Annotated in this window: 13 protein-coding genes; 2 read left to right on the plus strand and 11 right to left on the minus strand. The window is 70.6% G+C overall.

Translation table 11 applies throughout. The features are described from left to right. Positions 1 to 114: 114 nt before the first annotated feature. Positions 115 to 798 carry an LAETG motif-containing sortase-dependent surface protein gene (locus AMK33_RS34780; protein ID WP_073937010.1) on the plus strand — a complete coding sequence of 228 codons (684 nt, stop codon included), beginning with the start codon at positions 115 to 117 and terminating at the stop codon, positions 796 to 798. A 66-nt stretch (positions 799 to 864) separates the two neighbouring features. Here the strand turns inward: AMK33_RS34780 and AMK33_RS34785 are convergent, their stop codons facing one another. From AMK33_RS34785 to rpsB, 10 genes are all read right to left on the minus strand, one after another. Further along, positions 865 to 1,662 carry a maleylpyruvate isomerase family mycothiol-dependent enzyme gene (locus AMK33_RS34785; RefSeq protein ID WP_073937011.1) on the minus strand — a complete coding sequence of 266 codons (798 nt, stop codon included), beginning with the start codon at positions 1,660 to 1,662 and terminating at the stop codon, positions 865 to 867. 24 nt (positions 1,663 to 1,686) lie between these two features. Then, a complete protein-coding gene (locus tag AMK33_RS34790) occupies positions 1,687 to 2,706 on the minus strand; it encodes an ABC transporter ATP-binding protein (protein WP_073937012.1) in 1,020 nt (339 codons plus the stop codon). After that, positions 2,707 to 4,308: an ABC transporter permease gene (locus AMK33_RS34795; RefSeq protein WP_107425308.1), complete on the minus strand. Its 1,602-nt coding sequence runs from the start codon at positions 4,306 to 4,308 to the stop codon at positions 2,707 to 2,709. 47 nt (positions 4,309 to 4,355) lie between these two features. Continuing rightward, positions 4,356 to 5,438, minus strand: a complete 1,083-nt coding sequence (locus AMK33_RS34800) for a thiamine ABC transporter substrate-binding protein (RefSeq protein WP_073937014.1) — start codon at positions 5,436 to 5,438, stop codon at positions 4,356 to 4,358. 210 nt (positions 5,439 to 5,648) lie between these two features. Continuing rightward, the gene (gene rlmN, locus AMK33_RS34805) at positions 5,649 to 6,755 is read right to left on the minus strand and encodes a 23S rRNA (adenine(2503)-C(2))-methyltransferase RlmN (RefSeq protein WP_073937015.1); all 1,107 of its coding nucleotides are present in this window, start codon (positions 6,753 to 6,755) and stop codon (positions 5,649 to 5,651) included. Between the two features lie 302 nt (positions 6,756 to 7,057). After that, positions 7,058 to 8,182 (minus strand): phosphatidate cytidylyltransferase, encoded by a 1,125-nt coding sequence (locus tag AMK33_RS34810; protein WP_073937016.1) that lies wholly within the window; start codon positions 8,180 to 8,182, stop codon positions 7,058 to 7,060. Further along, the gene (gene frr, locus AMK33_RS34815) at positions 8,182 to 8,739 is read right to left on the minus strand and encodes a ribosome recycling factor (protein WP_073937044.1); all 558 of its coding nucleotides are present in this window, start codon (positions 8,737 to 8,739) and stop codon (positions 8,182 to 8,184) included. Before frr ends, AMK33_RS34810 begins: the two co-directional genes overlap by 1 nt. A 120-nt stretch (positions 8,740 to 8,859) precedes the next feature. After that, positions 8,860 to 9,618, minus strand: a complete 759-nt coding sequence (gene pyrH / locus AMK33_RS34820; RefSeq protein ID WP_030866081.1) for a UMP kinase — start codon at positions 9,616 to 9,618, stop codon at positions 8,860 to 8,862. Between the two features lie 191 nt (positions 9,619 to 9,809). Further along, positions 9,810 to 10,646: a translation elongation factor Ts gene (gene tsf, locus AMK33_RS34825; RefSeq protein ID WP_073937017.1), complete on the minus strand. Its 837-nt coding sequence runs from the start codon at positions 10,644 to 10,646 to the stop codon at positions 9,810 to 9,812. 154 nt (positions 10,647 to 10,800) lie between these two features. Then, a complete protein-coding gene (rpsB, locus tag AMK33_RS34830; RefSeq protein WP_073937018.1) occupies positions 10,801 to 11,691 on the minus strand; it encodes a 30S ribosomal protein S2 in 891 nt (296 codons plus the stop codon). Positions 11,692 to 11,973: 282 nt separating this feature from the next. On the opposite strand from rpsB, the gene AMK33_RS34835 reads away from it, so the two are divergent. After that, entirely contained in the window at positions 11,974 to 12,579 is a 606-nt protein-coding gene (locus AMK33_RS34835; RefSeq protein ID WP_073937019.1) for a M23 family metallopeptidase, read from the plus strand. 346 nt (positions 12,580 to 12,925) lie between these two features. Here AMK33_RS34835 and AMK33_RS34840 read toward each other — a convergent pair whose 3' ends face one another. Beyond that, a complete protein-coding gene (locus AMK33_RS34840; RefSeq protein ID WP_073937020.1) occupies positions 12,926 to 13,483 on the minus strand; it encodes a TetR/AcrR family transcriptional regulator in 558 nt (185 codons plus the stop codon). Positions 13,484 to 13,513: the final 30 nt, after the last annotated feature.

Raw genomic sequence — 13,513 nt, forward strand, 5'->3', positions numbered from 1 at the left:
ATGCGTTGACACTACTTATGCGGCGCTTATAGACCTGAGAGCCACAGGGGAGTGCTGATGCTCCGTCAACACTCCCTCCACCCCCCGCATTTAAGCTCTCCCGTAAGGACAAACGTGGCAGTTCTGTCCGTATCCCGCCGTACCGTCGCGCGCTCCGTGCGCGCCCTCGGTGTCGTCTCCGCGTCCGCCGCCCTCGCGATCGGCGTCGCCGGCAGCGCGGCGGCCTGCGACATCACCGAGTTCTCGGCCGAGGCCAAGTGCGTCGGTGACAAGGGCGTCATCACCGTCACCGACAAGGACCCGGCCGGCGTCCCCGCCACCATCACCGTGTTCCTGCAGGACAAGCAGGTCGGCGAGCAGGTGGTCAAGGGCACCGCTGAAGGCACCACCATCACCTTCGAGGAGGACTGGAAGCCGAACGCCGAGTACCGCATCCACGTCGACGCGCAGCCCTACGTCGACGAGGACATCAAGCCGAACCTGGTCACTCCGGCGACGGCCTGCAAGACGGAGGAGAAGCCCCCGGTCGAGGAGGAGCCGAAGCCGACCCCGTCGGAGTCCTCCTCCACCCCGGCCGAGGAGCCCGAGCCGACCCCGTCAGAGTCGGAGAGCGAGAGCACCGCTCCGGCGGACACCTCGAGCAACGCGCCGTCCCCGGCCGGTGAGTCGAACCTCGCCGAGACCGGTGCCGACTCCAACACCGGTCTGATCGCCGGCATCGCGGCCGCCCTGGTCGTGGCCGGCGGTGGCGCGGTCTTCTTCGGCATGCGCCGCCGCGGGGCGAACAGCCAGCGCTGACGCCTCACGCACACAGTGGCGGTCCGTCCCCTCTCCCGGGGGCGGGCCGCTTCCGTGTCCGGCCGCTCAGCCGAACGTCGCCCGCTCCAGCCAGGACTCCAGCAGCTTCCGGTCGCCGAGCACGCCGAGTCCGGGGGCGTCCAGCGGCAGCCGGCGGTAGAAGGCGAGGAGCACGGAGGTGAGCGGGCCGCGCAGGGCGACGGTGGCCTTCTCATGGCCGTGACGCCAGGAGACGCCCTCCTCGCCGAGCTCGATCAGCCACTCCGCGTGGTTCCCCGCCCCGGCGTCGGTGGCGTGCAGGTGGATGGTGCGCCGGGGGCCGCGCAGCTCGTGCACCGCGTCGTCCGGCAGCGTCCGCTGCGCCCACTCCACGATCTCCAGCCACTCGTCGACCGCGTCGGCGGCGACCTCGGGCGCGACCTCGTAGGGCAGCCCGGCGGCCAGGGTGGCGTCCGCGCGGTGGACGGTCACCTCGTGCGTCATGCGGCGGGCCCAGAACCCGGCGTTGTCGATCCCGGACCAGCTCCACACCTTGGCGTCCGGACCGGCCTCGCGCAGCGCGCCGACGACCAGTTCACCGGACTCCGCCAGCCAGGCGTCCAGCGCTCCGGGATCACCCCACGCCCCGGGCCCGTCGAACCCCGGCACCCGGTCCTCGGGGACGTCCTCCTCGGCCCCGGTCCGCACCAGGACGCCCACCCAGCGCAGGGCGCCGCCGGTATGCCGTACGAGCTGCTCCAGGGACCAGTCGGGCGTGGTGGGCACGGTGCCGGACAGATCGGCGCCGGACGTCACGACCGTCCGCAACTGCCCTATCTGGTGTGCGATCTCCTCGCAGTAGCGGTCATGCGCGAGTGGTGTCATGCCGCACACCCTAGGCAGTCGCGCTCATCCCAGCACGGCGATTTCCGCCGCGTCGAACTCCACCCCGACCTCGTCCCCGACCTCCGGCGCGGCCCTGAGCGCACAGGCCGCCTCCAGGCGGGGCGCGTCCTCGGGCTGGAGGTGGACGGTGACATGGGTGCCGCGGAAGGTGCGCGCGGCCACCGTGCAGCGCAGGCCCTCGCCGGCCGGGACCAGGCGGACACCGGCGGGGCGGACGAGAAGGGTCCGCGGGCCCTGCGGGGCTCCTTCCGGGACGGGGAGCTTGCCCCAGGGGGTCACCGCGACGTCGTCGCCCACCGCCGCCTCGACGACGTTCTCGAAGCCGAGGAAGCGGGCCACGAAGGCATCGGCCGGACGCTGCCACACCTCAAGCGGCGTACCGGACTGGGCGATCCGCCCGTCCCTCATCACCACCACCCGGTCGGCCAGCGCGAACGCCTCACCCTGGTCGTGCGTCACGGCGAGCACCGTGGTGCCCAACCGGCCGAACAGTTCGCGCAGTTCGACGACCAGCCGTTCCCTGAGCGACCGGTCGAGCTGCCCGAGCGGCTCGTCGAGCATCAGCAGCCGGGGGCTGGGCGCGAGGGCGCGGGCGAGCGCCACACGCTGCTGCTCACCGCCGGACAGCGCGGCGACGGCCCGTCCGGCCGCGTCCGGCAGTCCCACGAGGTCCAGCAACTCCCGTACGCGGTCCGCCTGTTCGCCCCGAGACGCGCCGTGCATGCGCAGGCCGAAGGCGACATTGCCGCCCACGTCCCGCTGCGGGAAGAGCTGGTGGTCCTGGAACATCAGCCCGACGCCGCGCTTGTGCGCGGGCACGCCCGACTGGTCGTGTCCGTCGAGCGACACCCGCCCGGAGTCGAGGGGCTGCAGTCCGGCCACCGCCCGCAGCAGCGTGGACTTGCCGCTGCCGCTGGGGCCGAGCACGCACACGATCTCGTGCTCCGCGACCCCCAGGTCGACGGCGTCCAGCACCGGCCGCCCGCCGAAGCGGACGGTCGCGGCCTGAAGGCTCAGCAGCATCTAGAACTCCCCGGTCCGGTCGGTCCGCAGCCGCTCCAGCACGAGCAGCGCCACCGCGCACACGATCATCAGAATCGTCGACAGGGCCATCGCCTGGCCGTAGTTGAGGTCCCCGGGCCGTCCCAGCAGCCGTGCCACGGCGACCGGCAGGGTGGGATTCTCCGGCCGCGCGATGAACACCGTCGCCCCGAACTCGCCCAGCGACACCGCGAAGGCGAACCCGGCCGCGATCAGCAGCGCCCGCCGCACCAGTGGCAGGTCCACCTCCCGCCACGCCCGCCACGGCGACGCCCCGAGCACCGCCGCCGCCTCCCGCAGGCGTACGTCCACGGCCCGCAGCACCGGCAGCATGGTCCGTACGACGAAGGGGACGCCGACCAGCGCCTGTGCGAGGGGGACCAGGATCCAGGAGGCGCGGAGGTCCAGCGGCGGCTCGTCGAGGGCGATCAGGAAACCGAAGCCGACGGTCACCGCGGACACCCCGAGCGGCAGCATCAGCAGCGCGTCGAAGCCGCGCACCAGCCGTCCCGCGTCCCGCCGGGTCAGCGCGACGGCGGCGAGACCGCCGATCACCACGGCGATGGCGGTGGCGGCGACGGCGTACTGGAGCGAGTTGCCGACCGCCTCGATCGGCGCGACCAGGAACACTCCCCCGTCGTCCTCGGTCAGCTCCCGGTAGTAGCCGAGGCCGGCGGCGCCGAAGGAGCGTTCCACCAGGACGGCGAGCGGCAGCAGGATCAGTACGGCGACGGTGGCGACGACTCCGCCGAGGAGCGCCCACTGTCCGGCGCCGCGCGGACGGCGCGCGGTCACCGAGGCGTCCACCAGCCGCAGCGCGGTCTCCCGGCGCCGTACGGTCCAGGCGTGCAGGGCGAGGATCGCGCCCACGGCGACGAACTGGATCATCGTCAGGACGGCGGCCGTGGACAGGTCGAAGATCTCGGAGGTCTGCCGGTAGATCTCCACTTCGAGGGTGGAGAAGGTGGGCCCGCCCAGGATCTGCACCACACCGAAGGAGGTGAAGGTGAACAGGAAGACCATCAGCGCGGCCGCCGCGACGGCGGGCGCGAGCGCGGGCAGGGTGACGGTCCGCCAGGCCGCGAACCGGGAGGCGCCGAGCATCCGCGCGGCCTCCTCCTGCCGCGGGTCGAGCTGCGACCAGAGCCCGCCCACGGTGCGTACGACGACGGCGTAGTTGAAGAAGACGTGCGCGAGCAGGATCGCCCACACGGTGGTGTCCAGGCGCAGACCCCACAGCTCGTCGAGGAGTCCGCCGCGGCCGACGAGCGCCATGAACGCCGTACCGACGACGACCGTCGGCAGCACGAACGGCACGGTGACCACGGCCCGCAGCACCTGCTTGCCGGGGAAGTCGAAGCGGGCGAAGACGTACGCGCCGGGCAGGGCGATCAGCAGGGTGAGGGCGGTGGAGACGAGGGCCTGCCAGGTGGTGAACCACAGGACCTGACGGACGTCGGACTGCGCCAGTACGTCCCCGATCCGCCCGAGGTGCCAGGCCCCGTCGGCCTTCAGTCCGCGCGCGACGATCGCGGTGACGGGGTAGGCGAAGAAGACGGCGAAGAACGCGACGGGCACGGCCATCAGGCCGAGCCGCGCCGCGCTCCCGCGCCGCCTCGCCGCGGTCCGCGTCACTTCAGTACGAGCGAGGCCCACGACTTGACCCACTGGTCACGGTTGTCGGCGATCTTCGCCGGGTCCATGGTCTCCGGGTCCTTCGCCTGCGGCCCGAACCTCACGAAGTCCTCGGGCACCTGGGCGCCCTCCACCACCGGGTACACGAACATGTTGAGCGGCATGTCGTCCTGGAACTTCTTGCTGATCAGGAAGTCGAGCAGGGCCTTGCCGCCCTCGGGGTTCTTCGCGTTGCCCAGCAGTCCGGCGTACTCGACCTGGCGGAAGCAGGTGCCCTCGGCGACGCCGGTGGGCGCGGTCTCCGGCTTCGGGTCGGCGTAGATGACCTCGGCGGGCGGCGAGGAGGCGTAGGACACCACCAGCGGCCGGTCGGCCTTGGCCTTCTTGCCGCCGGCCGAGCCGGAGAACTCCTCGTTGTAGGCCTGCTCCCAGCCGTCGACCACCTTCACGCCGTTGGCCTTGAGCTTCTTCCAGTAGTCCTGCCAGCCCTCGTCCCCGTACTTCGCGGCGGTCCCGAGCAGGAAACCGAGGCCGGGCGAGGAGGTGGAGGCGTTCTCGACGACGAGGAGGTCCTCGTACTCGGGCTTGACCAGGTCGTCGAGGGTCTTCGGCGGGGTCAGGTCGTGCTCGGCGAACCAGGCCTTGTCGTAGTTGACGCAGATGTCACCGCTGTCGACGGGGGTGACCCGGTGCTTGTCCTGGTCCGCGCGGTACTCGTCGAGGATCAGGTCGGAGCCCTTGGCCTCGTACGGCTGGAACAGCCCGTTGTCGAGGGCGCGGGAGAGCAGGGTGTTGTCGACGCCGAAGAAGACGTCGCCCTGGGGGTTGTCCTTGGTCAGGATCGCCTTGTTGACGGCCTGCCCGGCGTCGCCGTCCTTAAGGACCTTGAGCTCGTAACCGGACTGCTTCTCGAAGGCGGCGACGACGTCCTTCGACACGACCCACGAATTGTGGCTGACGAGGGTCACGGTCTTGGACCCGCCGCCGCTCGAGTCGTCGTTGCCGGACGACCCGCACGCGGACAGCGTGACCAGCCCCAGCCCGACGGCCAGGACCGTGACCTTCTTGGTGATGCCCACTTGATTCCTCCTGGAGTGACCAGGAAGAGACGCGGCCCTGCCCGGGACCCCTGGGCGGAGTCCCGGGCAGGGCGCAACAGCTCGAGTGATGACCGATCTCCCTACCCAGAATGACCTGGGCGAGGTTCGGAGGGTCTGCGGCCGGTGCCGCACTCTCAGCGCTGTGGCGCTCCCCTGTCGGAATATGTAGATGTGATTGCTCTGGTCACATTACCGTTCGCTCGCGGCGAGCTGACCACACGCCCCGTCGATCTCCTGCCCACGGGTGTCCCGGATCGTCACCGGCACACCGTGCGCGGCGATCGCCTCCACGAACGCCTTCTCGTCCTCGGGACGGGAGGCGGTCCACTTGGAGCCGGGGGTGGGGTTGAGCGGGATGAGGTTGACGTGCACGGGGCGGCCCTTGAGCATCCGCCCGAGGCGGTCACCGCGCCAGGCCTGGTCGTTGATGTCCCGGATGAGGGCGTACTCGATGGACAGCCGCCGGCCCGACCTGGCCGCGTACTCGAACCCGGCGTCGAGCACCTCGCGCACCTTCCACCGCGTGTTCACGGGGACGAGGGTGTCGCGCAGTTCGTCGTCGGGGGCGTGCAGCGAGATGGCGAGGCGGCACTTGAAGCCCTCGTCGGAGAACCGGTGGATGGCCGGGACGAGACCGACGGTGGACACGGTGATCCCGCGCTGCGACAGCCCGAGCCCGTCCGGCTCGGGATCGGTGAGGCGGCGAATCGCCCCCACGACCCGGTTGTAGTTGGCGAGCGGCTCACCCATGCCCATGAACACGATGTTGCTCAGCCGCGCCGGGCCGCCGGGGACCTCACCGTCCCTGAGCGCCCGCATCCCGTCCACGATCTGGTGCACGATCTCGGCGGTGGACAGGTTCCGGTCGAGACCGGCCTGCCCGGTCGCGCAGAACGGGCAGTTCATGCCGCAGCCCGCCTGGGAGCTGATGCACATGGTCACCCGGTCCGGGTAGCGCATCAGCACGGACTCGACGAGCGTGCCGTCGAACAGCTTCCACAGCGTCTTGCGCGTCGTCCCCTGGTCGGTCGACAGATGCCGTACGACCGTCATCAGCTCCGGAAGCAGCGCCTCCTGCAGCTTGCCGCGGGAACCGGCGGGGACGTCGGTCCACTGCTCCGGGTCGTGCGCGTACCGCGCGAAGTAGTGCTGAGAGAGCTGCTTGGCACGAAACGCCTTCTCACCGACCGCGACGACCGCCTCCTTCCGCTCGGCGGGCGTGAGGTCGGCGAGGTGCCGCGGCGGCTTCTTGGCTCCGCGGGGGGCGACGAATGTAAGTTCTCCGGGCTTAGGCATGGCGTTACCAGTGTCGCAGATCCACACGGGTGACCCGGTCGGGCTCGGAAGAGGCCGGCGATCAGGACGAAGACGTCGGTCACGCAGGTCTTCGTGCGGTGCCATGGGCCGCAGTAGCGGCGCGGCCTGCGGCGGCCCTTCTGGTCGAGGAGCGCCTCGCACCATCGGCAGGGCGGGTCACCGTAGTACCTGTCGTCGTCCCCCCGCCTCGCCCGTGCCATGGAGGGACCTTGACCGCCCCGGACAGCGGTCGGGCCCCCGCCCGGGAAGGACGAGAGCCCGATCGGCCACGTGGGCAAGGATCAGCCGGAGCCGACGAACAACACCAGCAGCAGCCACACCACCGGTGCCGTCGGCAGCAAGGAGTCCAACCGGTCCATGATGCCTCCGTGCCCCGGGAGCAGGGTGCCCATGTCCTTGATGCCCAGGTCCCGCTTGATCATGGACTCGCCCAGGTCGCCCAGTGTGGCGCTGGCCGCGACCGCGAGGCCGAGCAGCAGGCCCTGCCACCAGCTGCCGTCGTCGATCAGGTACTGCATGCACAGCGCGCCGACGACCATCGCGAAGGTCACCGCGCCCAGCAGGCCCTCGCGGGTCTTGCCGGGGCTGATGCGCGGGGCGAGCTTGGTCTTGCCGAAGCGCCAGCCGACCGCGTACGCGCCGGTGTCGCTGACGACCGTCAGCAGCAGGAAGGTCAGGACGCGCCACGGGCCGTCGTCGGCGGTGAGCATCATCGTGACGAAGGTCGCCAGGAACGGCACGTAGAACGTCGCGAAGACACCCGCCGTGACGTCCTTGAGGTAGCCCTCGGGCGGCGCCGTCATACGCCAGACCAGCACCGCCAGCGTGGTGAGCGCCATGGCGACCCACGCGCCCTCGGCCTCCCAGGCGTACCCGGCGACGACCATGGCCGCACCGCCCAGCGCGAGCGGCACCAAGGGCGCCTTGATGCCCTTGCGCTCCCGCAGCCGCGACGTCAGCTCCCACAGGCCCACCACCACGGCGACGGCGACCACGCCGACGAAGACGGCCTTGACGACGAACAGCGACGCGACGATCACCACGCCGAGTCCGACGCCGACGCCTATCGCGGCACCGAGATCGCGCCCCGCGCTCTTCTTCTGCGGTGCGGGTGCCGGCTGCGGGGCGTCGGGCATGGGCTCCGGATTCTGCGGCACCTCCCCCGGAAGGGGACGGGCCCGCGTCGGTTCGTCTCGGAACGGGGGGCCGCTCAGCCGAGCGGCCCCCCGGTCCATATCCTGGTCTCCGCCGTGTTCGGGTACGTCGGGCACGACGGGCATGGGGCGAGTGTGCTGCGCGTAGTGCGCATCGTACGCGGGACCCGCCGGGGCAGCGCCCTGGCCGGGCCCGTGGTCGGACGGCCCCCAGTACCCGGTCTGCGGCGTCCCCCAGGAAGAGTCGTTCATCAGACCTCGAGCAGCTCCGCTTCCTTGTGCTTCAGGAGCTCGTCCACCTGGGCGACGTACTTCGCGGTGGTGTCGTCGAGCTCCTTCTCAGCACGGCGGCCCTCGTCCTCGCCGACCTCGCCGTCCTTGATCAGCTTGTCGATGGCGTCCTTGGCCTTGCGGCGGACGGAGCGGATGGAGACCTTCGCGTCCTCGCCCTTGGTCTTGGCGACCTTGATGTAGTCACGGCGGCGCTCCTCGGTGAGCTCGGGGAACGTCACCCGGATGATGTTGCCGTCGTTGCTCGGGTTGACGCCCAGGTCGGAGTCGCGGATCGCCTGCTCGATGTTGCGCAGGGCGCTCTTGTCGAACGGGGTCACCACGGCCATGCGCGGCTCGGGCACGGAGAACGAGGCCAGCTGGTTGATCGGCGTCAGCGCGCCGTAGTAGTCGGCCACGATCTTGTTGAACATCGCCGGGTGCGCACGGCCGGTGCGGATCGCTGCGAAGTCCTCCTTGGCGACCACGACGGCCTTCTCCATCTTCTCCTCGGCCTCGAGGAGGGTCTCTTCGATCACCACTTGCTCCTGCGTGTCTTGAGTAGGCCCGGCCGCGGTTCCCCGTCGGGGCGGCGGCCGGCTGCGTCGCGTCTTCTTCCTGCACGGTTCCCGACCGGCAGGACATTGTCCATCCCCCGGTCAGTTGCGGCCGGCTTGGTCGCCCACCAGCGTGCCGATCTTCTCACCCTTGACGGCGCGGGCGATATTGCCCTCCTTCAGGAGTTCGAAGACGACGATCGGGAGGCTGTTGTCACGGCAGAGCGTGACGGCCGTGGCGTCGGCGACCTTCAGGTCCCGGGTGATGACCTCGCCGTAGCCGAGCGCGTCGAACTTCACGGCGTCCGGGTTGGTCTTCGGGTCGGAGTCGTAGACGCCGTCCACACCGTTCTTGCCCATGAGCAGCGCCTCGGCGTCGATCTCCAGGGCGCGCTGGGCGGCGGTGGTGTCGGTGGAGAAGTACGGCATGCCCATTCCGGCGCCGAAGATGACCACGCGGCCCTTCTCCAGGTGCCGTACGGCGCGCAGCGGAATGTAGGGCTCGGCGACCTGCCCCATGGTGATGGCGGTCTGCACGCGGCAGTCGACGCCCTCCTTCTCCAGGAAGTCCTGGAGGGCGAGGCAGTTCATCACGGTGCCGAGCATGCCCATGTAGTCGGAGCGGGCGCGGTCCATGCCGCGCACCTGGAGTTCGGCGCCGCGGAAGAAGTTGCCGCCGCCGATGACGATCGCGATCTGCGCGCCGTCCCGTACGACGGCCGCGATCTCACGCGCGATGGCGTGCACCACGTCGGGGTCGACGCCCAGGCCCCCGCCACCGGAGAAGGCCTCTCCGGACAGCTTCAGCAGAAACCGGCCGCTTACTTTGCCGTCGTCGCTCTTCTCAGCCTTGGTGGTCATCGTCGGATCCCGCCTCTTTCACGTGTTGCACATACGAAGAAGGCCATTGCCGGTGGGGTGTGCTTCGCATCCCATGCGGCAATGGCCTCCTCGTCAGATCTGCTGTCGTCCGGCACGCGCGCGTGCGTGGACGCGTGTCCGAACGACTGCTGTCGACCCTATCGGGGTCGCGCGCCCGTCGCGGTACGGACTCAGATGCCGACCTTGATGCGCGTGAAGCGCTTCAGGGTGACACCGGCCTCGTCCAGGACCTTCTGGACGGACTTCTTGTTGTCCAGCGCGTAGGGCTGGCCGAGCAGCGTGGCGTCCTTGAAGAAGCCGTTGAGGCGACCCTCGACGATCTTCGGCAGGGCGGCCTCGGGCTTGCCCTCGGCGCGGGTGGTCTCCTCGGCGACACGGCGCTCGGACTCGACGACCTCGGCCGGCACGTCCTCCTTGGAGAGGTACTTCGGCGCGAAGGCGGCGATGTGCTGGGCAACGCCCTTGGCGACCTCGGCGTTCGGCTTGTCGAACTCGACGAGCACGCCGATCTGCGGGGGCAGGTCGGGCATCGTGCGGTGCATGTACGCCGTCACGTAGCCGTCGGCGAACTGGGCGAAGCGGTCCAGGACGATCTTCTCGCCCAGGTTGGCGTTGGCCTCGTCCACGAACGCCTGGACGGTCTTGCCGGCCTCGATCTCGGAGGCGAGCAGGGCCTCGAGGTCGGCCGGGGAGGTCTTGACGACGTGCTCGGCGATGGTGGTGGCCACGGCCTGGAACTTGTCGCCCTTGGCGACGAAGTCCGTCTCGCACTTCAGCTCGACGAGGACGCCGGAGGAGTTGTCGTCGGCGATGATCGAGACCACGGCGCCGTTCTCGGCGGAGCGGCCCTCGCGCTTGGCGACGCCCTTCTGGCCCTTGATGCGGAGCGCCTCGACGGCCTTCTCGACGTTGCCCTCGGCCTCGTCCAGCGCCTTCTTGCAGTCCATCATGCCGGCGCCGGTGAGCTCCCGGAGCTTCTTGACGTCGGCGGCGGTGTAGTTCGCCATGAGTCTGTGATCTTTCTCGAAGTCTGGAGGTTCGGAGATCTGCGGGTCAGGACCTACCTGAGGGCAGGTCTCCGACTCGCCGCTGACCTACGGGTGAACGGCGGGAGCGGATGTGATGTCACCGCTCCCGCCGTCATCGGCTCTGACGGGGCGGTCAGGCCTGCTCGGCCTCGGCGGCAGGGGCCTCGGCCTCGGCGGCGGGGGCCTCGGCCGGCTGCTCGGCCTCGGCGGCGGCCGGAGCGGCCTCCTCGGCCTTCTTCTCGTCGGCCTTCTTCTCGCCCGCGAGCAGGTCGCGCTCCCACTCGGCCAGCGGCTCACCGGCGGCCTTCTCGCCCTTGCCGGCCTCGGCGACACCGGAGCGGGACATCAGGCCCTCGGCGACGGCGTCGGCGATCACGCGGGTGAGCAGGGTGACGGAGCGGATCGCGTCGTCGTTGCCCGGGATCTTGTAGTCGACCTCGTCGGGGTCGCAGTTGGTGTCGAGGATGGCGACGACCGGGATGTTGAGCTTCCGGGCCTCGCCGACCGCGATGTGCTCCTTCTTGGTGTCCACGATCCAGACGGCGCTGGGCACCTTCTGCATCTCGCGGATACCGCCGAGGGTCTTCTCCAGCTTGGCCTTCTCGCGGGAGAGGACCAGCAGCTCCTTCTTGGTGAGGCCGGAGGCGGCCACGTCCTCGAAGTCGATCTGCTCGAGCTCCTTGAGGCGCTGCAGACGCTTGTAGACGGTCGAGAAGTTGGTGAGCATGCCGCCCAGCCAGCGCTGGTTGACGTAGGGCATGCCGACGCGGGAGGCCTGCTCGGCGATGGCCTCCTGCGCCTGCTTCTTCGTGCCGACGAACATGACCGTGCCGCCGTGGGCGACGGTCTCCTTGACGAACTCGTAGGCGCGGTCGATGTACGACAGCGACTGGAGCAGGTCGATGATGTAGATGCCGTTGCGCTCCGTGAAGATGAAGCGCTTCATCTTCGGGTTCCAACGACGGGTCTGGTGACCGAAGTGGACGCCGCTCTCCAGCAGCTCCCGCATCGTGACGACGGCCATGGCCGTATCTCCTCGAATTTCTCGGTTGTGCCGCGGATGCCGGACGGCTTCCGCGCCTGACGCCCACGACGCGCCGTTGCCACGAAGGACCGAGGGGCGCTGACATCCGGGTTCCGGCCGTGACCGGTCCTGATGTCGGGGCGTGCGAAGTCGACCCGGTGGCCCGGGTCGCCACCAGAAGTGTACGGGACCCGCGAGGCGCCGGGTGACGCCGTTGTCCACAAACGGCCGGTGGTCCACGGGTCCGGGCGGTGATCACGGATGTCCGGAAGGCTCTGCGGCATGCGAAAGAGTGCATTCACGAGGGCGTGTACGCGACTGGTCCTTCTGGTGGTCCTGACCCTGGCGGCGCTGCTGGCCCCGCCTCCGCCGGGCCTGTCGGCGGCGGGGGCGGGAGCGGTGGCGCCGACGGGTGAGGACGCCGGGACGCCGGCCGTCGGACGGGCGTGGCCGGTGGGGGTACGGCCACGGGTGCTGCGCGGCTGGGAGCCGCCGGCGACGGTGTACGGGCGCGGGCACCGGGGCGTGGACCTGGCGGCTCCGCCGGGGACGCCGGTACGGGCGGTGGCGGCGGGCCGGGTCTCCTTCGCGGGCCGGGTGGCCGGAAAGGGCGTCGTCTCGGTGGAGCTGACCGGCACGGGCGATCCCCCGTTGCGCACCACCTACGAACCGGTCCGCGCGTCGGTGACCGAGGACGACGAGGTGACGGCTGGCGAGGTGATCGGCACGGTGGAACCCACGGGCTCCCACTGCGCGGCCCCCTGCGTCCACTGGGGCCTACTGAGGAACGACACCTACCTGAACCCACTCACCCTGCTCCCCCCATGGCTCCTGCCCAGAGGCCCGTCAAGACTGCTACCGGTACTTGGGGTACCGATGCCGACCTGAGGAACACATGCCCGGCCCGGGGCCGGACCGAGCGCGACCCACGCCGGCACAGAGCCGCAGAAGCCGAGCGCCCCCGGAGGAGCGACCTCCGACGGGTACGGCCGCACCAGAGCCGTACGGCCCGACGTGGCCGACACCGACCGGAACCTCACGCGACCGAACCGAAGACACCCACACCAGTACAGGGCCACGGGAGCCGGGCAACACCGCCGACAGGTGCGGTCACGCCAGAGCCGTGCGGCCGGATCGGGCGTGGCCCATGGCGGGTCGGGGTGGCGGGAGCCGGGGGAGGCTGCCTGGCGGGCTTCGAAGGAGCGGCCGGGAAGACGCCGCCGTGGCGTGGCCGTCAGCCGCTTACGCCTCTGAGGGCCATCGAGACGGCCGCTTCGGTGATCGCTCCGGGGTGTTCCGCCGCGCCCAGTTCGATGCGGCGTACGGCCGCGTCGACCACGCCCTGGAGGAGCATCGCCGCGAGGCGGGGCTCGGCGTGGTCCAGGTCGGCCAGGGCCTCGACGATCATCGCGATGAGGCCGCCGTGGGCCGCGCGGATCTTCTCCCGGGCGCCGGCGTCGAGCTCGCTCGCGGAGATCGCGACCACGGCGCGGTGCCGCCGGTCCCCGACCAGTTCCAGCTGCTTGCGGACGTACGCCTCGATCTTGGCCTCGGCGCCGTCGGCGGCCGCCATCGCCGCCTCGACCTCCGCCGCCCAGACCGGGAAGTCGACCTCGCACAGCTCCTCGACCACGGCGGCCCGCGAGCGGAAGTACTCGTACACGGACGAACGCGCGAGGCCGGTGCGCTCGGCGAGGGCCGGGAAGGTCAGCGCCTCCGTACCGCCCTCGGACAGCAGGGAGCGTGCCGCGTCCAGCAGGGCGGCTCGCTGCATCGACCGGTGCTCGGCCACGGAGGCCGCTCGAATCCTTGGCACGTCGAC

This window comes from Streptomyces sp. CB02400 (assembly GCF_001905725.1).
GTDB lineage: Bacteria > Actinomycetota > Actinomycetes > Streptomycetales > Streptomycetaceae > Streptomyces > Streptomyces atrovirens.